This is a genomic window from Vibrio azureus, assembly GCF_002849855.1.
GTDB classification, from domain to species: Bacteria; Pseudomonadota; Gammaproteobacteria; order Enterobacterales; family Vibrionaceae; genus Vibrio; species Vibrio azureus.
In genome coordinates this window covers 2411504-2434477 of sequence record NZ_CP018616.1, presented here as the reverse complement: position 1 = coordinate 2434477, position 22974 = coordinate 2411504, and the positions used below count along the sequence as shown (strand labels likewise).

Genomic DNA, 22974 nt, shown 5'->3' with positions numbered 1-22974 from the left:
TTTTATGTCTGATAAAAGACGTTATTTTGGTACCGATGGGGTACGCGGAAAAGTGGGCCAATATCCTATTACTCCCGACTTTGTCCTCAAATTGGGTTGGGCTGCTGGTCGAGTTTTAGCTCAGCAAGGCACTAAAAAAGTCATTATCGGCAAAGATACCCGAATTTCAGGCTATATGTTGGAATCGGCATTAGAGGCAGGGCTTGCAGCTGCAGGACTTAAAGCTACTTTTACAGGGCCAATGCCAACTCCTGCTGTTGCTTACCTCACTCAGACCTTCCGTGCTGAGGCAGGAATTGTTATCTCTGCGTCGCACAACCCATATTATGATAATGGTATTAAATTCTTTTCATCGGAAGGGACAAAGTTACCAGATGACATCGAATTAGCCATTGAAGCCGAATTAGATAAAGATATAGAGTGTGTTGAATCAGCTGAATTAGGCAAAGCAACCCGTTTGCATGATGCGGCAGGTCGCTATATCGAATTCTGTAAGAGTACATTTCCTTCAGAACTCAGTTTGGCTAACCTTAAAATTGTTGTGGATTGTGCTCATGGGGCGACTTATCACATTGCTCCAAATGTATTTGCCGAGCTAGGTGCAGAAGTCATTGCGATGGGGGTTGAACCAAACGGTATCAACATCAATGAAAAAGTAGGAGCGACGGATGTTCGTGCTTTGCAAAAACGTGTTGTTGATGAGCAAGCTCATTTAGGATTGGCATTTGATGGTGATGGCGATCGTATCATTATGGTTGACCATTTAGGTAACAAGATCGATGGTGATCAAATTGCTTATATTATTGCACGCGACGCACTTCGTAGAGGCGAGTTGAAAGGTGGTGTCGTCGGTACACTCATGACCAATTTAGGTATGGAAAATGGTCTAAAGCAATTAGGTATCCCATTTGTACGTGCTGCTGTCGGTGATCGTTATGTGATGGAGCAGTTGCTCGCTAAAGGTTGGAAAATTGGCGCGGAAAACTCTGGTCATGTGATTTTATTAGATAAAGTGACCACTGGCGATGCAATTGTTGCTGCACTCCAAGTACTGGCTTCTATTGTTGGTAGTGATATGTCTCTTAATGATTTATCTCAAGGAATGACTCTTTACCCTCAAGTTCTAGAAAATGTTAGATTTGCTGGGCAAAGCAATCCTTTAGAAGCAAAAAATGTACTAGACTCAGTAACGGAAGTTGAATCAGAGTTGGGTGATAAAGGCCGAGTTTTACTCCGTAAATCTGGCACTGAACCACTTATTCGAGTTATGGTTGAGGGTGAAGATGCTGAATTAGTTCAACGCTCTGCCCTTAAAATTGCCGACGCAGTCAAAGCAAGTTGCTAAAAGTACCCCAAAGGGCATCTATTGCCCTTTTTTTGAGCGTTTGGCTTGTTTGTGGCGGTTTTTTGTTATTTTTTCCTTGTCAGCGCTACTGGCATTCGCTAGTATTGCTCCGCTCCTGCTAAGGGAGACGCTAGCCTTGTTCATTAAGCTATTTTTGAACGGCGCTGGCTCAACAATTTGGAACATAGGTGGAAAAAATGTTTTCAGTTCTACTTGTGATTTACCTGTTGGCTGCGCTTGGTGTGATTGGCCTTGTGTTGATTCAACAAGGTAAAGGCGCAGATATGGGAGCTTCGTTCGGTGCTGGTGCTTCAAACACAGTGTTTGGTGCTAGCGGCTCAGGTAACTTCTTAACCCGAACAACTGCTATTTTAGCAACCGTATTTTTTGTCGTTAGCTTGCTGCTTGGTCGTATGTCTACACATAAAACTGAGTCACAGTGGATTGACCCAACGCTTGGTCAACCAGTGGTAGAACAAGTTAAAGACGCAGTGAGTGAGATTCCAGCACCTAAAAGTGATGAAATCCCACAATAAGCTGTAAGGTTTATGTAGCCGAGATGGTGAAATTGGTAGACACGCTAGCATGAGGTGCTAGTGCCTTAGGTGTGAGGGTTCGAGTCCCTCTCTCGGCACCATGAGTTTACAAACTTGTAAAACACTTAGTTGAAGGTATAATATTCACTAAGTCGGACGCGGGGTGGAGCAGCTTGGTAGCTCGTCGGGCTCATAACCCGAAGGTCGTCGGTTCAAATCCGGCCCCCGCAACCAATCTAATATAAATTCAATTTTTATTAGGGTTGGCAAGTTTGCACAGTGCTAACCACACTGTGAGTTAAAAGGTACTTTACTGTACTTTTTAACGTATCAGGGTCCAGCAGCATAAAACCCCGACTTTCGGGGTTTTTTGTTATCTGAGTTTTTTACTCGGGTAATGCTTGGTTTTTTGATTGGGCTCTGAGCCCTTTTTTTGTTTCTGGAGTGGTTAAAATGACTGGTTTAGAAAGACAACTTACTGAAATGCTTGAAGCTCCAGTAGAAGCGTCAGGCTACGAGTTGGTTGGATTAGAATTTATTCGAGCAGGTGCTTACTCAACGTTAAGAATTTACATTGACCATGAAAATGGCATCAATGTGGACGATTGTGCAGAAGTCAGTCGTCAGGTGAGTGCAGTACTTGATGTCGAAGATCCAATTTCTGTTGCTTACAGCCTAGAAGTTTCTTCACCAGGCTTAGAAAGACCACTTTTTAAAGCAACACATTATGAGCAATTTATTGGTCACGAGGTCAGCGTCGTTTTGAAAATGGCCGTTGCTAACCGTCGCAAATGGAAAGGTATTATCCATAGTGTTGATGGTGAAACAATAGCGTTAAATGTTGATGGGCAACAAGAAGAGTTTGCTCTTAGTAACATTTCAAAAGCTAACCTGATCCCTAAATTTTAGTTCCCTAAAAAAGTTTAAGCTTAGAGGCTAAATACAATGAGTAAAGAAATTTTAGCGGTAGCAGAAGCGGTATCGAACGAAAAAGCGGTACCTCGTGAGCGTATCTTTGAGGCACTTGAGATTGCTCTAGCAACGTCTACAAAGAAAAAGTACGATATCGAAATTGATGTTCGAGTCGAAATCGACCGTAAAACGGGTGAGTTTGAAACGTTCCGTCGTTGGTTGGTGGTTGAAGAAGTTGAAAACCCAACAAAAGAAATCTCATTTGAAGCTGCACAGTATGAAGATGCAGACATCCAATTGGGTGATTTTGTCGAGGATGATATCCCTTCTGTTACTTTTGACCGCATTACGACACAAACTGCAAAACAAGTTATCGTACAAAAAGTACGTGAAGCTGAACGTGCTCAAATTGTCGGTCAATTTATCGACAATGAAGGTGACTTAATCACCGGTGTCGTGAAGAAAGTAAATCGTGAAACTATCGTTTTAGATTTAGGTAATAATGCTGAAGGTGTGATTCTACGTGATGATCAACTTCCGCGTGAAAACTTCCGCCCAGGTGATCGCGTTCGTGGCCTTCTATACAAAGTGGCCCCAGAAGCGCGTGGTTTCCAACTATTCCTAACTCGTTCAAAACCTGAAATGTTGGAAGAGTTGTTCCGAGTTGAAGTTCCAGAGATCGCTGAAGAAATCATCGAACTAAAAGGTGCCGCTCGTGACCCTGGCTCTCGTGCAAAAATTGCAGTGAAAACGAACGACAAGCGTATTGACCCTGTTGGTGCTTGTGTTGGTATGCGTGGCGCACGTGTTCAGGCTGTTTCTGGCGAACTTGGCGGCGAGCGTATCGATATTGTGCTTTGGGATGACAACCCTGCTCAGTTCGTTATTAATGCAATGGCGCCAGCAGATGTTGCTTCAATCATTGTTGATGAAGATGCACACGCGATGGACATCGCAGTTGAAGCGGATAACTTAGCACAAGCAATCGGCCGTAATGGTCAAAACGTTCGTTTAGCCTCTCAACTAACGGGCTGGGAACTGAACGTAATGACGGTTGCTGATCTGCAGAAGAAACACGCGGAAGAATCTCAAGCTTCTATCGAAAACTTTATGAAGTACCTCGATATTGAAGAAGATTTTGCCCAGATGCTGGTCGAAGAAGGCTTCTCAACATTAGAAGAAGTTGCTTATGTACCAGTGAATGAGCTGCTTGAAATTGACGGCTTGAATGAAGAACTTATCGAAGAACTTCGTAACCGTGCAAAAGATGCATTAACAACGATTGCACTTGCACAAGAAGAATCTTTCGAAGGTTTAGAGCCAGCAGAAGACTTGTTGTCTTTAGAAGGCCTAGAGCGTGAAATGGCATACAAATTGGCAGCGAAAGGTGTGGCAACACTAGAAGATCTTGCTGACCAAGGTATCGACGATTTAGAAGGTATTGAAGGCCTAACTGAAGAACGTGCTGGTGAACTAATCATGGCTGCACGTAATATCTGTTGGTTTGGCGAAGAAGCATAATATCAGCAAGGAGGAAGCGGCATGACACAATTAACAGTTAAAGCTCTGAGTGAAGAGATTGGTACTCCAGTCGACCGCTTAATGGAACAACTTGCTGACGCGGGTATGAACAAGGCAAGTTCTGACCATGTCTCAGATGAGGAAAAGCAAAAGCTTTTAACTCATTTGAAAAAAGAGCACGGCGATACGTCGGGTGAATCTGAACCCACTCGTTTGACGCTTCAACGTAAGACTCGCAGTACGTTAAGTGTTGCAGCAGGTGGCGGCAAAAGTAAGGATGTTCAAGTAGAAGTGCGTAAGAAGCGCACCTATGTGAAGCGCAGCACTATCGAAGACGATGCAAAACGTGAGGCTGAGGAAGCAGCAAAACGTGAAGCTGAAGAGCTTGCGAAACGTGAAGCTGAAGAACAAGCTAAACGTGAAGCTGCAGAGAAAGCACAGCGCGAAGCCGATGAGAAAGCAAAACGTGAAGCGGATGCAAAACGTGAAGCTGAAGAACAGGCAAAACGTGCACAAGCTGAAAAGGCCAAGAAAGAAATGAATGCAAAAAACGCTGACGTGAACGCGAAAGCTAAAAAAGAAGCTGATGAGCTAAAAGCTCGTCAGGAGCAAGAAGCTCAACGTAAAGCAGAGCAAGAAGCAGCAAAACTTGTTGAAGAAGCTCGTAAATTAGCAGAAGAAAATGAAGCTCGTTGGTCTGAACAAGAGACTAAAAAGAAAGAGCTTGAAAACTCTGACTATCATGTAACGACTTCTCGCTATGCTCGTGAAGCAGAAGATGCAGCTGACCGTCAGCAAGAAGGTGGCGGTCGTCGTAAGAAGAAGAAAGCAACCAAAGAAGAAGCACCTCGCGGTGGCCGCAATCAGCGCGGCGGTAGGGGTGGTCGCAATAAAACTAAACTTGCGAAGCCTTCTTCAATGCAACATGGTTTTGATAAATCAGCAACGGTTGCAAAACAAGACGTAATGATTGGTGAGACAATCGTTCTTTCTGAACTTGCTAACAAGATGTCGGTTAAAGCGACAGAAGTTATCAAAGTCATGATGAAGATGGGTGCAATGGCGACCATCAACCAAGTGATCGACCAAGAAACAGCGGCACTTGTGGCTGAAGAAATGGGTCACAAAGTGGTTCTTCGTAAAGAAAACGAGCTGGAAGAAGCCGTACTATCTGACCGTGATACAAATGCAGACGCAGTACCACGCGCACCAGTTGTAACAATCATGGGTCACGTTGACCATGGTAAAACGTCTACGTTGGACTACATTCGTCGTACTCACGTTGCGTCTGGCGAAGCGGGTGGTATTACACAGCACATCGGTGCTTACCACGTTGAAACTGAAAACGGTATGATCACTTTCCTTGATACTCCTGGACACGCGGCGTTTACCGCTATGCGTGCTCGTGGTGCTCAAGCGACAGATATCGTAGTCCTAGTTGTTGCAGCAGACGATGGTGTAATGCCACAGACAGTTGAAGCGATTCAACACGCAAAAGCGGCAGGTGTGCCACTGATCGTTGCAGTGAACAAGATCGATAAAGAAGATTCAAACCCAGATAACGTTAAAAATGAGCTGGCTCAATACGATGTTATTCCTGAGGAGTGGGGCGGTGAGAACATGTTCGTTCACATCTCTGCAAAACAGGGGACAAACATTGATGGTCTTCTAGAAGCTATCCTCCTTCAATCTGAAGTTCTTGAGTTGACAGCGGTAGCGGAAGGCATGGCATCTGGTGTGGTTGTTGAATCTCGTCTAGATAAAGGCCGTGGTCCAGTAGCAACAGTGCTTGTTCAATCTGGTACGCTGAACAAAGGTGATATCGTCCTTTGTGGTCAAGAATACGGCCGTGTTCGTGCAATGCGCGACGAACTAGGTAAAGAAATTACTCAAGCTGGTCCATCTATCCCTGTAGAGATCCTAGGTCTTTCAGGTGTACCATCTTCAGGTGACGAAGCAACAGTAGTACGTGATGAGCGTAAAGCGCGTGAAGTTGCAAACTACCGTGCAGGCAAGTTCCGTGAAGTGAAACTTGCTCGTCAACAGAAATCTAAACTAGAGAACATGTTCTCTAACATGACGGCTGGTGAAGTTGCTGAACTTAATGTTGTTCTGAAAGCGGACGTACAAGGTTCTGTGGAAGCGATTGCTGATTCACTACTGAAACTGTCTACTGACGAAGTGAAAGTAAACATTGTTGGTTCTGGTGTAGGTGGTATTACTGAGACTGACGCAGTTCTTGCAGAAGCTTCAAACGCAATCATCCTTGGCTTTAACGTACGTGCGGATGCATCTGCTCGTCGTGCGATTGAAGCAGCAAGCGTTGACCTACGTTACTACTCAATCATTTACCAATTGATTGACGAAGTGAAACAAGCAATGGGCGGTATGCTTGCTCCAGAATTCAAGCAAGAAATCATTGGTCTTGCTGAAGTACGTGACGTATTTAAGTCACCGAAGCTTGGTGCAATCGCTGGTTGTATGGTAACTGAAGGTCTGATTAAGCGTAACAACCCAATCCGTGTACTACGTGATAACGTTGTTATCTACGAAGGTGAGCTTGAATCACTACGTCGCTTTAAAGATGATGTTCAAGAAGTTAAAAATGGTTACGAGTGTGGTATCGGCGTTAAGAACTACAACGATGTTCGCGTAGGCGACCAGATCGAAGTATTCGAAATCGTTGAAATTAAACGTACTCTAGACTAATTGACGAAAATGACTAAATGTCGAGAAGACAAATAGTGATTGGTTGTTGAATACACCATGGGGGGCTGGCTTGACCATCCCCCCATTCTTTCTATATAAGAGAATAATTATGTCAAAAGAATTTAGCCGCACGCAGCGTGTTTCTCAGCAGCTGCAAAAAGAACTGGCGATGATCCTTCAACGCGAAGTTCGTGATTCTCGCCTAGGTATGGTTACCATTTCAGATGTTGAAGTGTCTCGTGACCTTGCTTATGCCAAAGTATTTGTTACTTTTTTGTGTGTCGGTGAGCAAACGCCAGAATCATGCCTAGCAGCGCTTCGTGAGCACGAAGTTCATATTCGCATGATGTTAGGCAAACGCATTCGCTTACGTCTAACGCCAGAGGTTCGTTTCCATTACGACAATACTTTGGTTGAAGGTATGCGTATGTCTAACTTAGTCTCTGAAGTTGTCAACGAAGATAAACGTAGACAGCAAGGTTCAGGGCGTGAAGAAGATCAGGCAGGGGAAGAGTAATGGCTCGTCGTCGTAAAGGTCGTCCAATTAATGGTGTCATTCTGTTGGATAAACCAACAGGCATTTCCTCCAATGATGCACTGCAAAAAGTAAAGCGTATCTACTTTGCTGAGAAAGCGGGTCATACGGGGGCATTGGATCCACTCGCGACGGGTATGTTGCCGATCTGTTTAGGCGAAGCAACCAAATTTTCTCAGTTCTTGTTGGACTCAGATAAGCGCTACCGTGTAATTGCAAAGCTTGGTGAGCGCACGGATACGTCTGATTCTGACGGTGAGGTGGTAGAGACGCGTCCTATTGACGTAAACTTAGAGAAATTAGAAGCGTGCATTGATACTTTCCGTGGAGAATCCGATCAAGTACCTTCAATGTTCTCAGCTTTGAAATACCAAGGTAAGCCGCTATACGAATACGCCCGTAAAGGTATTGCCGTACCGCGTGAATCTCGTAAGATCACGGTATACGAAATTGTACTTCACCGCTTTGAAGGTGATGAAGTTGAGATGGAAGTGCATTGCTCGAAAGGCACTTATATCCGTACTATCGTTGATGATCTAGGTGAAATGCTTGGTTGTGGCGCACACGTGACCATGCTTCGTCGTACTGGTGTTGCTAAGTATCCATATGAAAAAATGGTGACACTAGAGCAGTTAAATGAACTGTTAGAACAAGCACACCGTGATGAAGTCGCACCGAAAGAATTGCTTGACCCACTTTTATTGCCAATGGACACTGCGGTTGAAGATTTACCTGAGGTGAATTTAAACGCTGAACTCACTCATTTAGTCCAACACGGTATGCCAGTACAGGTTTTGGGTGCACCTGAAGGTACGCCAATTCGTATGACTTCTGGTGAAGACAAGCAGTTTATTGGTGTCGCTGAAGTGAACGATGACGGCAAAGTTGCGCCCAAGCGTTTGGTGGTTTTTCGCGACGAAGAATAGCTTCACAACGTTCAACCAAATACCAGCCTGAATGCTGGTATTTTTATATTGCGTGAATAGAGAAACTTCCTTATAATTCGCGCTTCGCGTAGCGGCTGAATCAGAGATTGGCTGCTACAAATTTAAACTTTACTCTTATTAGGAGAGAATTATGTCTCTGAATGCAGAAACTAAAGCAGCAATCGTTGCAGAATACGCGCAAGTTGAAGGCGATACAGGTTCACCAGAAGTTCAAGTAGCTCTACTTACAGCTTCTATCAACCACCTACAAGGTCACTTCAAAGCACACAAAGGCGATCACCACAGCCGTCGTGGTCTTCTACGTATGGTTTCTCGTCGTCGTAAGCTTCTAGATTACCTAAAAGGTAAAAATCTAGCTCGCTACCAAGACCTAATCAAGCGTCTAGGCCTACGTCGCTAATCAGCGACTGCATAGCAGTTTGTAAAAAAAAAGGGGCATTATGCCCCTTTTTTTATTGACTAAATTTAGCCAAATAGCGCTTATACCGTTATACTACACGCGATTAAATCTCGTATTAGAGGTTTACATTAAACTCATTGCATTACAGTCAACCACGTCGACCAAAAGGTCGCGACTATTAAAAATGAATTGCTTCAGTGGGCATAGCCGCTTACTTAGTTTATTTTTACTAGTCGCGATTCGTAATGCCTTGGGGTTCAATTCACAGACCTTAAATATTTTTGAAATACAGAAAATATTTACAAACAAGGAATAACAATGTTCGAAAAACCAGTTGTTAAAACGTTCCAGTACGGTAACCACACCGTTACTCTAGAAACTGGCGTTATTGCACGTCAAGCTACGGCTGCAGTTATGGTTACTATGGACGATACAGCAGTATTCGTATCTGTAGTAGGTAAGAAAGAAGCGGTAGAAGGTCAAGACTTCTTCCCTCTAACCGTTAACTACCAAGAGCGTACTTACGCAGCAGGTAAAATCCCTGGTGGTTTCTTCAAGCGTGAAGGTCGTCCTTCTGAAGGCGAAACGCTAACGGCTCGTCTAATTGACCGTCCAATCCGTCCTCTATTCCCAGATGCATTTAAAAACGAAGTACAAGTTATTGCAACAGTAGTATCTGTGAACCCAGACGTTCAACCAGACATCCCAACAATGATTGGTACGTCTGCTGCACTAGCTATCTCTGGTATTCCGTTCAACGGTCCTATCGGTGCTGCGCGTGTTGGTCACATCGACGGTCAACTAGTACTTAACCCAAGTAACACTGAGCTAGAAGCATCTAAGCTAGACCTAGTTGTTGCGGGTACTGAATCGGCAGTACTAATGGTTGAATCAGAAGCTGACAACCTAACTGAAGAAGAAATGCTATCTGCGGTTGTATTCGGTCACGATCAACAACAAGTAGTGATTAAAGCAATCAACGAATTCAAAGCTGAAGTTGCTACTCCTGCTTGGGATTGGGTTGCACCAGCAGAGAACACTGCGCTGGTTACTAAGATCGCTGAACTTGCTGAAACGAAACTGGTTGAAGCTTACCAAATCACTGAGAAGATGGCTCGTTACGACCGTATCCACGAAATCGCTGGTGAAGTTAACGAAGTGCTGCTTGCTGAAGATCCAGAAGCAAACACAAAAGAAATCCACACTATCTTCCACGATCTAGAGAAGACAGTTGTACGTCGCAGCATCATCGCTGGTAACCCACGTATCGATGGTCGTGAAAAAGACATGGTTCGTGCGCTTGACGTACGTACTGGTGTTCTTCCTCGTACTCACGGTTCTTCACTCTTTACTCGTGGTGAAACTCAGGCGCTAGTAACGGCGACTCTAGGTACGCAGCGTGACGCTCAAATCATCGACGAGCTAACAGGTGAGCGTAAAGATCACTTCCTACTACACTACAACTTCCCTCCATACTGTGTTGGTGAAACTGGTTTTGTAGGTTCTCCTAAGCGTCGTGAAATCGGTCACGGTAAACTGGCTAAACGCGGTATCGCAGCAGTAATGCCTTCTGTTGATGAGTTCCCATACACAGTACGTGTTGTATCGGAAATCACAGAATCTAACGGTTCTTCTTCAATGGCTTCTGTATGTGGTACTTCTCTTGCTCTTATGGACGCAGGTGTGCCAATTAAGTCTTCTGTTGCGGGTATCGCAATGGGTCTTGTTAAAGAAGGCGACGACTTCGTTGTTCTTTCTGACATCCTTGGTGATGAAGACCACCTAGGTGACATGGACTTTAAAGTAGCAGGTACTAACACTGGTATCACTGCACTTCAAATGGACATCAAGATCGAAGGTATCACTAAAGAGATCATGCAAATTGCGCTTAACCAAGCTCAAGGTGCACGTAAGCACATCCTATCTGTAATGGATGAAGCGATCTCTGGCGCTCGTGAAGATATCTCTGAATTTGCACCACGTATTCATATGATGAAGATCAGTGCAGAGAAGATCAAAGACGTCATTGGTAAAGGTGGCGCTGTTATCCGTGCTCTAACCGAAGAAACGGGTACAACAATTGAAATCGAAGATGACGGTACAATCAAAATTGCAGCAACGGAAGGCGCTGCAGCGAAAGAAGCGATCCGCCGTATCGAAGAAATCACTGCTGAAGTTGAAGTAGGCCGTATCTACACAGGTAAAGTTGCGCGTCTAGCGGACTTTGGTGCGTTTGTCACTATCCTTCCTGGTAAAGATGGTCTGGTACACATCTCTCAAATTGCTGAAACACGTGTTGAGAAAGTGTCTGACTACTTAACTGAAGGTCAAGAAGTACAAGTAAAAGTACTTGAAATTGATCGTCAAGGTCGTGTTCGTTTGAGCATGAAAGAAGCAGTAGAAAAACCTGAAGCAGCAAGTGAGTAGAACTTTACAGGTTTCATTCACTGATTAGCTTATTACATGATATAAAGGGGAGCGTTTTTCGCTCCCTTTTTTTTGGGTTGATTTTAGGAGATTTTTATCCTAATAACTGATATTTTCTCAGGTAGATATAACACATACTCAGACCATAGGTGGTCTATAAAGGAGTTCTCATTGTGAAATGGTTGCAAACCGCAAGTATTGGTATGGCGTTGGTTCTGGCTGGTTGTGCTAATGTAAATCAGTCCTCTTCATCAAACTTTCTGTATCCACCAATGGCGGTAGCTCTTCAGCCGAATGTACAACAGGAAGTGCAGATTGCTCGACTTTCGCAGCTTTTACAACGTCCTGATTTGCAGCCAGCAGTTCGAGCCAAGATGCATTACGAGCGCGGAAGTTATTATGACAGTGTTGGCTTGCGTGACCTTGCTCGATTGGATTTCAATCAGTCATTACAATTGAATCCTGCTCAGCCAGATATTTTTAATCTTTTAGGCGTTTATTTCACTCAAGTAGGGGAGTTTGATGCGGCTTATGAAGCCTTTGACTCGACATTAGAGCTTGCTCCTGATAACTCCTATGCTGAGAGAAACCGTGCGATTGCACTTTATTATGGAGGTCGGACCGATCTCGCACTTGAAGAAATGACGGCGCATTATCAGGCCATGCCAAGTGACCCTTTCCGGGCTCTATGGCTGTATATTATTGAAGCCGAAAAAAATCCTGAGCAAGCCAAAGCGAGTCTTCAACAACGTTATCAACGTGATCGAAGTGAAGAGTGGGGTTGGGCTCTAGTGGCGATTATGCTTCGAGATGTCAGTGACCAAGCTGCATTTCAAGCAATAATGGCAGGCTCTAATGAAAACTACCGTCTGGCTGAGCATTTGACAGAGGCCTATTTTTATTTAGGTAAACGTTCTCAGCTAGAGGGAAAGACCGCCGAAGCAGTCTCTTTATACAAGCTGGCGATTTCGTTTAATGTATACGAGTACATTGAGCACCGTTATTCATTCTTAGAACTTGCACAAATCTTTGAGCGATTACAAAAAGATGCACTAGAGAAAAATAAACCGTCATAAGGCGGTTTATTTTTCTTGAGGGCTTCGAAGTTCGAGGTTAAAATAGTTAGCCTAGCTAACCAATGGGTGATGTAATGGCATTAGAAGAAAGCTTAATCGACTTAGAGCGCTTTTGTGCAAAAGCGTGGAGGGTTTACGCAAAAGAAGATCCACTCGCTCATCTAAGTTTTAACGAGTTCGATTATCTGCGAGTGATTCAACTTTATCCTGAAGGGATTCGAATTACTGATCTAGCAGAATCTCTTCAAGTGACTAAGCCTTCGGTCTCTAATATGGTGGCTCGATTAGTAAAAAAAGGTCTAGTTAAAAGAGTCAATTGTCATGAAGATGCACGTGCAAAACGCGTACTACTGACAGAAAAAGTGCTGCAAGAGATGTCCTTAGAAAAGGTTGTTTATAAAGATATCTCAACTCAGTTGATGTCTAAGCTCGATCAACAAGAAGTCAATCAATTACAAAGTCTGTTAGATAAGGCATTGAGTGGCTAAATTATAATTTATTTTTGTCTAATTAGTTAGCTTGGCTAACTATGTGTGGTGGAAGTGATGAAAAACGCTATCTATAAACAGTTTTGGAAGTATACGATTCCGACCGTTGCGGCGATGTTGGTTAATGGATTATATCAAGTTGTTGATGGTATTTTTATTGGTCGTTATGTGGGAGCTGATGGATTAGCAGGAATTAACGTAGCTTGGCCAATTATCGGCTCTATTCTTGGTATTGGTATGATGATCGGTGTCGGTACGGGGGCTCTAGCCTCAATAAAGCAGGGAGAAAAGGACAGTGAAGGTGCGAAACGCATTCTCACGACGGGCTTGATGATATTGATCGCTATTATGCCAGTAGTGGCGGTAATATTGCACTTTTTTGCCGATGATTTCATCCGTTGGCAAGGCGCCGAGGGACGAGTGTATGAACTTGGCTTGCAGTACCTAAAGGTTTTAGGTGTAGCATGTGTATTTTCGTTGGGTTCAATTGCGATTCCTTTTCTGCTGCGTAATGATGATAGCCCTAACTTAGCTACTATCTTGATGGTGATAGGTGCAGTCATCAATATTGTATTGGATTATGCATTCATTGCTTGGCTGGGTTGGGAGCTTACTGGAGCTGCGATTGCAACAGCGATAGCACAGATGGTAGTAACCGTATTGGGTGTTGGCTACTTCTTTACTTCGAGAGCGAATATGCGTTTGTCTTGGAGTCAACTTGATGTTCAGGTTAATGTAATTCCTAGAATCCTTGTCATCGGTACGTCGAGCTTTTTTATGTATGCTTACGGCTCGATGATGATTGCTTTGCATAACAGTTTATTTGCTCAGCATGGTAGTGCCTTATTGATTGGTGCTTATGCGATCTTGGGCTATATCGTTACTGTGTACTATCTGGTTGCGGAAGGTATTGCTAATGGCATGCAACCATTGGTGAGTTATAATTATGGTGCCCAAAATAACGAAAATATTCGCAAGTTATTGAAAATATCGTTGGGTACCTCAGTTCTGGGGGGCATCGCGTTTGTTATTTTGCTGAATATTTTCCCGTATGAATTTGTGTCTGTATTTAATAGCACGGATCAAGCTTTAATTGAAAGCACGGTTGTGGGTATTCGCTTGCATATGTTTGCTTTGTTCTTGGATGGTTTTTTAGTGGTCGCTGCGGCGTATTATCAATCCGTCAATAAGGGGAGCAAAGCCATGTTCGTCACGATTGGTAATATGTTAATTCAGTTGCCTTTCTTGTTTATTATGCCGAAACTACTGGGTGTTACTGGCATATGGATCGCCTTTCCACTGTCTAATATTGCCTTGACAGTGGTGGTTATGATTATGATGTGGCGTGATGTCCGCCAGCTTAACCGTCAGGATTCGTTTGAGTCTGTCGCCCAACCTTCTTAAGGCTGACGAAAATGCTAGGGTTTGTTGAATGCTATTATTGTGATGACAAAGTTCAATAAACCCTAAAATCTTACCCAAGACCTTTGAGGTGACTTGGGTATGTTTCGTTGTCCAAAGTGCGACTAACTTTTGACATCTAGACCTGATAGACGGTGCCAATATCCATTACATTCAAGTTTTGAAAGTCTTTGAGGAGCACTTCCTTGTTGATTAGCTCGGAACTGATTCAACTGAGATAAAGTACTTAGGCCGAGTGGACTTAAACGCACGACATCAACGACCCCCTGCATTGCTGGCAGCTCATTTACTAAGTTATAGCAATAGCCTGATTGAGTTTGAATACCATTAAGGTTAAAGATTTCCTGGCCTTCTTGGCTTTTAACTACCATACCGCTTGGGTACTTTATACAGCAGGTTTGGCATGCATCCTTGGCTCTATTTTCTGCACGAGCAGTAAAACAGCGTGCAGAGTAGGCGAGTGGAAGGTAACCATGGCTGAATACTTCCACTTCGAATTTGTGACGAATACCAAGCTCATCACACTGCGTCAAAATATCCACCAACCACTCCCGAGATAGCTCAACAGGAATGCACCAGCGGATCATACCTTTGTTTAGGAAAAGATTGAGAGTTTGGGCATTGTAGCTGTTAACCGCAGGACCAACGACAAATGGCACTTTTTTCTCATGGGCTAATTGAATGGCTGAAACGTCATTGGCTTCTATTATAAATTCGCCATTGTCGATCAGTGTTTTCATTATCGACAGTTCACTCGGGGCTTCCAATAAGGCCATGGTTGAGAGAACCACTTGTTTGCCTTCTTCTGCGAGAGATTTGGCAACCTCGAACCATTGTTTGGGTTTGAGTTCTCTCCTTTTTGAACATACGGTTTCGCCTAAATAGATGATATCGGCTGAGGACTGTTTTGCTTGCTGATAAAAGCTTTCCACTTCTTGTTTAGGCCAGAAGTACAGGAGTGGACCTAAGGAGTATTTCATTGCATTATTCTCTTTTATTGCCATTGACGATGGTAAGCACCTAAAGTGGTTTGTCTGCCTTCAGAGACATTCGCTAATGCAGTATTCCAGTCATTGTTCACTTGATACGCTTCGGGATTTGACTGATAGCTATCAATGGCAGCACGCCAAGCTCGTGTCACTTGTTCAACATAAGCTGGACTTCGTTGGCGTCCTTCAATTTTTACTGAGGCGACATTGGCGGCAAATAACTCAGGTAATATCGATAAGGTATTTAAGCTGGTAGGCTCTTCTAACACATGGTAGCGTTTTCTTTCTCCAGTAAGATCAATGTCGAAACGACCTTTGCATAGAGTCGGATAGCCGGATGATTCACTTTCTTGATAGCGATCAATCAGAATATTATTGAGTCGTGATTCTAAGCCTTGTGAGGTTTCTTGCCAGCGAACATACTGAGCCGGAGAGCATGCACCTGCGGTATTTGGGGACTCGCCAGTCAGATAGGACGAGAGGTAACAGCGTCCTTCTGACATGATACATAAACTCCCAAACCCAAACACCTCTAACTCGACATCACTCGGAATGTGTCGAGAAAGTTGCTTAACTTGATGGATAGACAGTACTCTCGGGAGAACAACGCGCTTAATATTAAAGTTTTCTTTATAGAAGTTTATCGCCGCAAGATTGGTTGCGGAGGCTTGAACGGATAGGTGTAATTCGAGATGTGGGTAGGTTTTTGATGCATACTCTAAGACAGCAATGTCTGCGATAATTAGGGCATCAATCCCTAATGCAGCAGCATGGTCAACGGCATTTGTCCAGCGATTAAATCCATTGGGATGCGCAAAAGTATTTAATGCAACGTGGATTTTTTTGTTTCTCTCATGGACATACTGTACCGCTTTCTCTAATTTTTTTGCGTTGAAGTTAAGGCCTGCAAAATGACGGGCATTGGTGTCATCTTTAAAGCCAATGTAAACGGCATCAGCGCCGCAATCAATGGCGGTTTTAAGCGCAGGCAAGTTACCTGCAGGACACAGAAGTTCCATATAATCACGATATTAAACAAATAAAAAGGAGCGAATATTTTATGGAGAATAGGCTTTGCTCAACTTGACCTAAATTATGTTTACTTTAGATCCTTAGTTGTTTTCGTCGAAGCCAATAAGAGTTCGCTAGCTTTTCTGGTAAAGACATTGGGCGAATAGGGTTTCCACATCATGTTTGGGCTGAGGTCGATAAAAATGAAAACCTTGAATGGAATGGCATTGCAGGTTGGAGAGTAAAGCTGCTTGTTGGTGGCTTTCGACGCCTTCGGCTACCACATTTAAATTCAGAGATTTACCTAGATTGATAATATTTTCAATGACGGTGACTTGTTTGGGTGACATATCGATATCGTTGATAAATTCACGGTCAATTTTAAGCTCATCAATCGGAAATCGAGCTAAGTAGGACAGAGAAGAGTAACCAGTGCCAAAGTCGTCTATTGATAAGGCAAAGCCTAATTTCTTGATTGAGTTAAGCATTTGTAATGTGTGCTGACTGTCACTCATTACGGCGCTTTCTGTTAATTCAAAAGTAATGCAGCTCGGATCAATTTCGGTAGTGCGAATCATCTTTTCGACATAATCGATCAAATGTGGGTTTTGGAACTGTTGCGCAGAAAGGTTAATCGCAATACGTCCGGGAAGAATACCCTGGTGTTTCCAATGTTTAACATTAGCAAAAACTTCTCTCATTACGATCCGGCCTAACTGCTCTATCAGGCCTGCCTGCTCAGCAACTGGAATGAAGACACTGGGGCTGATGTAGCCTTCCACTGGGTGCTTCCAGCGAACAAGTGCTTCGGCTCCATTGATGCTAAAGTCACGTGTTGTCACTTTGGGTTGATACCAGACTTCGAGGCTATTTTGCTGCAGAGCTTTCTGAAGTTCTATTTCAAGCCATAATCGCATACGAGCTTCTTTATTCATACGCTCGTTGAATTGACTTAACCGGTTGCAACCTCGTTTTTTAGCTTCATGCATGGCGGTATCGGCATTTTGCAATAGAATGCGAGCATTTTGTCCATCTTGTGGATAATGGACGCTGCCGACAGAGCAGGTTAATCGTTTAGTAAAGTGCTTTAAATCAAATGGTTGATTGATTAGAGAAATGAGTTGTTGAGACAAGATGTCTGCGGAATGAGTGGTTTCTGGGTTAGGCAAGAGTACCCCAAATTCATCGGCGCCTAAGTGACCAATAATACATTGATTAGGTAGCATCCGTTTCAGCCGTTTGGCAATTTCTTGTATGACGCTATCACCAATAAGATGGCCTAGAGAATCATTAATGTCTTTGAAATTATCGATGTCTAAGTAGAGCAATAGTTGTGGTGTTTTATCTTCAATTAATTGATCGACTTTTTTAGCAAACCCTTGGCGGCTAAGCAGCTTCGTGAAGTCATCAATGTCAGCATCACGGTAAAAGATGGGTAAGTTATGTGGTGTCGAATGATCTTCATCTTGAATAAGAATAAGCCTTGCAGACTCACCGAAGCTGATAAGTGTGTTACTTTGTAATTGAAGTCTTCTTGCTTGTCCATGCTTTGGGCTAGTTAGGCATCGATACGGCTTACTTGAGAGAAAATGAGAGAGGTTATGGCTGAATGATTTTTGACTGTCAGTTTCCACGAAGCTATCAGCACTCTTACAACTATCAGCACTCTTACAACTATCAGTACTCTCAAAGCTATCAGTACTCTCAAAGCTATCAGCACTCACAAAGCCATCAGCATCCATGAACCATGGGGTAAAGGCGGTACCAATTAATTCATCTTGTGTGTTTACATTCAGTAATCGAGCTGCTGAAGGGTTGGCAGTGACGATTATGCCTTCTTTTACTAGCAGTACACCATCTGACAGTGTTTGGGTTAATTGAGAGAACTTTTGTTCAGAAGCCTCTAAGGAGCGTGAAAGTATCTGTTGCTCCGACGTATCGATAGCATGGAAAAACACGGCATTGATTGCCTGCTCTTCATAAATAGGCGTCAAAGTGAAGTGTAATCTTGTTTCTAGCTGTGTTTCATTTAAGGTAATTTCAGCATTCAGATACTCGCCATTAAATGCCCGTTGATAGTATGGCGTCAGTTTTTGATAATATTGTGCGCCGAGGGTCTGTTCGTCAGTTAAGCCGACAAGCTGCTCTTGAGACAAACCAGCAAGCTCACAGTAGCGGTTGCTGACCATTTTATAATGGTAGTCTTTGTCAATAACGGCATAAAAAAAGGGGCTGTTTGCTGTTAGTGCGGTGAACCAATGTTGTAATTGCTGATAAGGCATCAATGTTAGACCTGCATTTCAAAACTTCCAATGTACCCCTGATAACTCTCAAGAGGCATTTATTCATTGAGGTGGCTTCGTGTATTCTCTTAAAGCCAGAAAGGTATTCTTACTTTCCCCTTGAACGATACAGCAAATCCTTAATATGCATTGAGTTTGGCACTTGGAAGGTATTATATCGGGGAATTTATAACTATAACTTTGAAACCTCTGTTGTGAAAGTACGAATCGCAATTGGTTTGATTTATGATTTGGTGTTTTAGGTATACCCAAGTATCTTGAGGTTAGTTGATTATACCCAAGTGACACGCCTGAGAGTTAAGGCTATCTCGCTGAACATAGAATCTTGAAGTTACTTGGGTATATATTGAATAACTGAACAATAAAGTGACCGTTTTTTGATTCATAACAGGTATCAAAGTAAGACGATTTCGTACCATGGTTTATCGAACATAACCGACGGAAACTAAGCGTGTTAAATAAAATTCGCCATCAACTTGTTACCAAAGCCGCATTCATTTTACGTTCGCCAATACAGTTACTTCCTCTAAGTGTGCAAAGGAAAGCATTATTAGATGGACTGGAAATGGTTTTTCAAGAGGCATTAGAAGATGGAGACTTTGAATTTCTAAAAGATAAATGGTTGAAAGTTGAGGTTAAAGATCTCAATTTAGCGTGGTATATCAGTTATCAAAATGACAAATTGATCGTTGCCGATAAATTGGTTCAGGAAAATGTGTGTTTTAGTGGTAATCTAAACGACTTAGTGCTAATTGCTGGTCGCAAAGAAGACCCTGATACGTTGTTTTTCCAACGTCGCCTCTCGATTGAAGGCGATACTGAACTGGGTTTAGAAGTGAAAAACTTAATGGACAGTGTTGATTTGGAGCAGTTACCCAAATCTATGCAGATTGCTTTGGAAATGCTAGCTGACTTTGTTCAAAAAGGTATCCAAGCACCTGTACAAAAAAACGGAGTTGCAAATGCTTATTCGAACTGAAGCACCTGCGGATATTCTCACTATTGACCGTTTGTTGAAAGCCGCCTTTCCGACTGATGCAGAAGCCAACCTTGTGATGAAATTGCGTGAAAACGGTAAACTTACTTTATCGCTGGTGGCTTGTACTGATGAAGGGGAAGTCATTGGTCATGCTTTATTTACCCCAGTGTTGGTTAATGGTGAAGATCTGTTATGGCAAGGCTTGGCACCTTTGGCTGTGGATGAAAAATATCGTCGACAAGGCATAGGGGCTGAATTAATAAAAGCAGGTTTTGAGTCTTTATGTGACTTTGGGTATCCAGTATGTGTCGTATTAGGTGACCCAAACTATTACTCACGTTTTGGCTTTAAAGCCGCAGATGAAATTGGTTTTGATTGTGCGTGGGAAGTTCCACCTGGTGCATTTCGTATTGCTGAGTTAATCAAAGGCCATTGCCAAGGACATTCTGGGCGAATTGATTATGCCAATGAGTTTTCAGAACTGTAGCGCTTTTAAATACTGAGCCTGTTTCAAGAACGCGGGCTTGGTGTTGGGAGCTTTGTGTTAGATAGCATGGTGTTTGGTTGTGCCGATTGGACGTATTCTAGTAACTTGATGTCAAATAATAACGAAAATGGGCATGCTTTCTGACGTTAGCGAGGAAGTCTGATAAGATAATGTCGTTCCAAGAGGTAGCAATCAATGTCCATCAAGCAAAATCACTATTTACAAGAAATGGGAATCAGTACATGGGAACTGATCCATCCAGAAAAAATACTTGGCTATCAAGCTCCGCCACTCAATTTACCTTGTTCTTGTAAATTACTGCTCGTCTCGCCGAAATGCCCAGAAGGCCAAACCGCATTGATGCTTGAGCGTGTATTGAAGAGTATTAAGCTCTCTCTGGATGATGCACTTCATCTGGAACCTCAGCAGCTTTCTCAACTGGGTACACATGACTTAGAGTGGATCTGGCTTGCAGGGTGTGAAGCAAGTGATAACGACTATGAAGCAATCAAGAACAGTGAGATAAAGCAACTTCATTCGCCGCTTTTACAAGATATTGATGGTAATACTGAGCAACGCCGCGCCTTGTGGTTGCAAATTTGTTCTTATTCATGATGGAGAAAGGCGTGACAATTCAAATAACCCCCATGACAGAAGAGCATTTAGATCAAGTTTGGCAAATTGAGCAGCAGGCTCACTCACACCCTTGGGCTGAATCGTTGATTAGAGACCTTTCCAGTCGAGGGGCTTGTCATCATGTATTGCTTAAAGAGAAGCAAGTGGTCGGTTACTTTTATGCCCAAAATATTGTTGGGGAAGTGACGTTACTGAATATTACTATTGCCACTGAGCAGCAAGGCAAAGGGCTAGGACGCAAGCTATTAGAGGCTTTCTTGGCGGTTTGTCAGCAAGCAAACGCTGAGAGTGCTTGGTTAGAGGTTCGAGAAAGTAACCTTTCTGCGATTCATATTTATGAGCAAGCTGGCTTCAATGAAGTAGATCGTCGTTATAATTATTACCCAGCCAAGAACAATAAAGGTAAAGAAGACGCACTTATTATGAGCTATTTATTCTTCTTCAACTGAGTTTTTTATACTTCTTCAACGGAGTGTTTTAAAAGCTTAGGTTATGCGACTTAGTCATTGGGAAGATATCATTGGTTGCCCCTAAAGCAATAATAAGCGAGAATATCGCGCAATATTGAATCGAATAAAGCTTGTTTGAATATTGAGCAAGCTATCAGACATCAAAGAAGACCAGTTTCATGTCAAATACACCTTTTCTAGGCGAAGTTTCTAAACGTAGAACGTTCGCTATTATTTCTCACCCGGATGCGGGTAAAACCACCATTACTGAAAAAGTACTGTTATTCGGAAACGCGATCCAAAAAGCAGGTACGGTTAAAGGTCGTGGTAACGCACAGCATGCAAAATCAGACTGGATGGAAATGGAAAAGGAACGTGGTATCTCGGTTACTACGTCTGTCATGCAGTTCCCGTACAACGATTGTCTGGTAAACCTACTTGATACTCCTGGACACGAAGACTTCTCGGAAGATACTTACCGTACTCTTACGGCGGTGGACTCATGTCTGATGGTGATCGATGCGGCGAAAGGTGTCGAGGATCGTACTCGTAAGCTGATGGAAGTAACACGTCTGCGTGACACGCCAATCGTAACCTTCATGAACAAACTTGACCGTGACGTTCGTGATCCAATGGAAGTATTGGATGAAGTAGAAAACGAGCTGGGCATGATGTGTGCGCCAATTACCTGGCCAATCGGCTGTGGTAAAGAGTTTAAAGGTGTTTACCACATTCATCGTGACGAAACGATTCTGTACGAATCAGGTCATGGGCATGAAATCCAAGAAGTGCGTATCATCAAAGGTTTGGATAACCCAGAATTGGATGAGAAGGTAGGTGAAAGCCTAGCCGCGAGCGTTCGTGAAGAGCTTGAACTTGTTATGGGCGCTTGCCCTGAATTTGATCACGAAGCATTCCTTGTTGGTGAACTCACACCAGTTTATTTCGGTACTGCACTAGGTAACTTTGGTGTTGACCACATGCTAGATGGCCTAACTGAGTGGGCGCCAGCGCCGAAAACTCGTCAAGCAGTAGAGCGTGATGTGGAAGCGACAGAAGACAAGTTCTCAGGCTTCGTATTTAAGATCCAAGCCAACATGGATCCAAAGCACCGTGACCGTATCGCATTCATGCGTATCGTATCGGGTACTTACACTCAAGGCATGAAGATGAACCACGTTCGTCTTGGCAAGCAAGTAAGTATTTCAGATGCGGTAACTTTTATGGCAGGCGACCGTTCTCGCGCAGAGCATGCTTACGCGGGTGACATCATTGGTCTTCACAACCACGGTACCATCCAAATTGGTGATACGTTCACTCAAGGAGAAGCGCTGAAGTTCTCTGGGATTCCAAACTTCGCGCCAGAACTGTTCCGTCGTATTCGTCTAAAAGATCCATTGAAACAAAAGCAGCTACTGAAAGGTCTGGTTCAGCTTTCTGAAGAAGGTGCGGTACAGGTATTCCGTCCACTGCAAAACAACGACCTGATCGTTGGTGCGGTTGGTGTGCTTCAGTTTGACGTGGTTGTGGCTCGCTTGAAGTCAGAATACAACGTTGAAGCGATCTACGAAGGCGTCAACGTAGCAACCGCGCGTTGGGTGGAGTGTGACGATGCGAAGAAACTGGACGAGTTCCAACGTAAGAACCAAACCAACCTAGCATTGGACGGTGGTGATAACCTAACGTACATCGCGCCAACTATGGTTAACCTAAATCTAGCGCAAGAGCGTTTCCCTGATATCGATTTCCGTGCGACTCGTGAGCACTAATCGAATCTAACTCGCTTTACATCGTAAACTAGA

Annotated in this window: 19 protein-coding genes, 2 tRNA genes and 2 pseudogenes; 19 read left to right on the top strand and 4 right to left on the bottom strand. The window is 43.4% G+C overall.

The window, feature by feature from the left end; translation table 11 throughout:
- Positions 1–4 precede the first annotated feature (4 nt).
- From glmM to BS333_RS10950, 14 genes are all read left to right on the top strand, one after another.
- Entirely contained in the window at positions 5–1345 is a 1341-nt protein-coding gene (gene glmM, locus BS333_RS11015; protein WP_021708137.1) for a phosphoglucosamine mutase, read from the top strand.
- Positions 1346–1542: 197 nt separating this feature from the next.
- Positions 1543–1881: a preprotein translocase subunit SecG gene (secG, locus tag BS333_RS11010; RefSeq protein WP_021708138.1), complete on the top strand. Its 339-nt coding sequence runs from the start codon at positions 1543–1545 to the stop codon at positions 1879–1881.
- Positions 1882–1898: 17 nt separating this feature from the next.
- A tRNA-Leu gene (locus BS333_RS11005) sits at positions 1899–1982 on the top strand.
- A gap of 56 nt (positions 1983–2038) precedes the next feature.
- Positions 2039–2115: transfer RNA gene (locus BS333_RS11000), tRNA-Met, on the top strand.
- 219 nt (positions 2116–2334) lie between these two features.
- The gene (gene rimP, locus BS333_RS10995) at positions 2335–2790 is read left to right on the top strand and encodes a ribosome maturation factor RimP (protein ID WP_021708139.1); all 456 of its coding nucleotides are present in this window, start codon (positions 2335–2337) and stop codon (positions 2788–2790) included.
- Between the two features lie 36 nt (positions 2791–2826).
- Positions 2827–4314: a transcription termination factor NusA gene (gene nusA / locus BS333_RS10990; RefSeq protein WP_021708140.1), complete on the top strand. Its 1488-nt coding sequence runs from the start codon at positions 2827–2829 to the stop codon at positions 4312–4314.
- Positions 4315–4335: 21 nt separating this feature from the next.
- Positions 4336–7023 carry a translation initiation factor IF-2 gene (infB, locus tag BS333_RS10985; RefSeq protein WP_021708141.1) on the top strand — a complete coding sequence of 896 codons (2688 nt, stop codon included), beginning with the start codon at positions 4336–4338 and terminating at the stop codon, positions 7021–7023.
- Between the two features lie 109 nt (positions 7024–7132).
- Positions 7133–7540, top strand: coding sequence for a 30S ribosome-binding factor RbfA (gene rbfA, locus BS333_RS10980; RefSeq protein WP_021708142.1), 408 nt, complete (start codon positions 7133–7135; stop codon positions 7538–7540).
- On the top strand, positions 7540–8484 hold the full coding sequence (gene truB, locus BS333_RS10975) for a tRNA pseudouridine(55) synthase TruB (protein ID WP_021708143.1): 945 nt from the start codon (positions 7540–7542) through the stop codon (positions 8482–8484). Before rbfA ends, truB begins: the two co-directional genes overlap by 1 nt.
- A gap of 151 nt (positions 8485–8635) precedes the next feature.
- Positions 8636–8905: a 30S ribosomal protein S15 gene (gene rpsO, locus BS333_RS10970; RefSeq protein WP_021708144.1), complete on the top strand. Its 270-nt coding sequence runs from the start codon at positions 8636–8638 to the stop codon at positions 8903–8905.
- 318 nt (positions 8906–9223) lie between these two features.
- Positions 9224–11332, top strand: coding sequence for a polyribonucleotide nucleotidyltransferase (gene pnp / locus BS333_RS10965; RefSeq protein ID WP_021708145.1), 2109 nt, complete (start codon positions 9224–9226; stop codon positions 11330–11332).
- 173 nt (positions 11333–11505) lie between these two features.
- Positions 11506–12408 carry a lipoprotein NlpI gene (gene nlpI / locus BS333_RS10960; protein ID WP_021708146.1) on the top strand — a complete coding sequence of 301 codons (903 nt, stop codon included), beginning with the start codon at positions 11506–11508 and terminating at the stop codon, positions 12406–12408.
- 74 nt (positions 12409–12482) lie between these two features.
- Complete coding sequence (locus tag BS333_RS10955; RefSeq protein WP_021708147.1) at positions 12483–12896, top strand: MarR family winged helix-turn-helix transcriptional regulator; 414 nt, start codon at positions 12483–12485, stop codon at positions 12894–12896.
- A gap of 57 nt (positions 12897–12953) precedes the next feature.
- Positions 12954–14300 carry an MATE family efflux transporter gene (locus BS333_RS10950; RefSeq protein ID WP_021708148.1) on the top strand — a complete coding sequence of 449 codons (1347 nt, stop codon included), beginning with the start codon at positions 12954–12956 and terminating at the stop codon, positions 14298–14300.
- A 122-nt stretch (positions 14301–14422) separates the two neighbouring features.
- Here the strand turns inward: BS333_RS10950 and BS333_RS10945 are convergent, their stop codons facing one another.
- The 4 genes and pseudogenes from BS333_RS10945 to BS333_RS22600 form a co-directional block, all read right to left on the bottom strand.
- The gene (locus BS333_RS10945) at positions 14423–15298 is read right to left on the bottom strand and encodes a U32 family peptidase (RefSeq protein WP_021708149.1); all 876 of its coding nucleotides are present in this window, start codon (positions 15296–15298) and stop codon (positions 14423–14425) included.
- A gap of 14 nt (positions 15299–15312) precedes the next feature.
- Positions 15313–16326, bottom strand: a complete 1014-nt coding sequence (ubiU, locus tag BS333_RS10940) for a ubiquinone anaerobic biosynthesis protein UbiU (protein ID WP_021708150.1) — start codon at positions 16324–16326, stop codon at positions 15313–15315.
- Positions 16327–16452: 126 nt separating this feature from the next.
- Positions 16453–17955: pseudogene (locus BS333_RS10935) on the bottom strand (putative bifunctional diguanylate cyclase/phosphodiesterase); the annotation flags it as partial.
- Between the two features lie 126 nt (positions 17956–18081).
- Positions 18082–18600: pseudogene (locus BS333_RS22600) on the bottom strand (PAS domain-containing protein); the annotation flags it as partial.
- A 472-nt stretch (positions 18601–19072) separates the two neighbouring features.
- Between BS333_RS22600 and ubiT the strand changes: the two are divergent.
- The 5 genes from ubiT to prfC all read left to right on the top strand — a co-directional run bounded on the left by ubiT (position 19073) and on the right by prfC (position 22941).
- Positions 19073–19600 carry a ubiquinone anaerobic biosynthesis accessory factor UbiT gene (ubiT, locus tag BS333_RS10930; RefSeq protein WP_021708152.1) on the top strand — a complete coding sequence of 176 codons (528 nt, stop codon included), beginning with the start codon at positions 19073–19075 and terminating at the stop codon, positions 19598–19600.
- Entirely contained in the window at positions 19584–20087 is a 504-nt protein-coding gene (locus BS333_RS10925; RefSeq protein WP_021708153.1) for a GNAT family N-acetyltransferase, read from the top strand. Before ubiT ends, BS333_RS10925 begins: the two co-directional genes overlap by 17 nt.
- 195 nt (positions 20088–20282) lie before the next feature.
- Positions 20283–20702: a DNA polymerase III subunit psi gene (locus BS333_RS10920; protein ID WP_021708154.1), complete on the top strand. Its 420-nt coding sequence runs from the start codon at positions 20283–20285 to the stop codon at positions 20700–20702.
- Between the two features lie 11 nt (positions 20703–20713).
- Positions 20714–21172, top strand: a complete 459-nt coding sequence (gene rimI, locus BS333_RS10915; RefSeq protein WP_021708155.1) for a ribosomal protein S18-alanine N-acetyltransferase — start codon at positions 20714–20716, stop codon at positions 21170–21172.
- A 179-nt stretch (positions 21173–21351) separates the two neighbouring features.
- A complete protein-coding gene (gene prfC / locus BS333_RS10910; protein WP_021708156.1) occupies positions 21352–22941 on the top strand; it encodes a peptide chain release factor 3 in 1590 nt (529 codons plus the stop codon).
- Positions 22942–22974 lie beyond the last annotated feature (33 nt).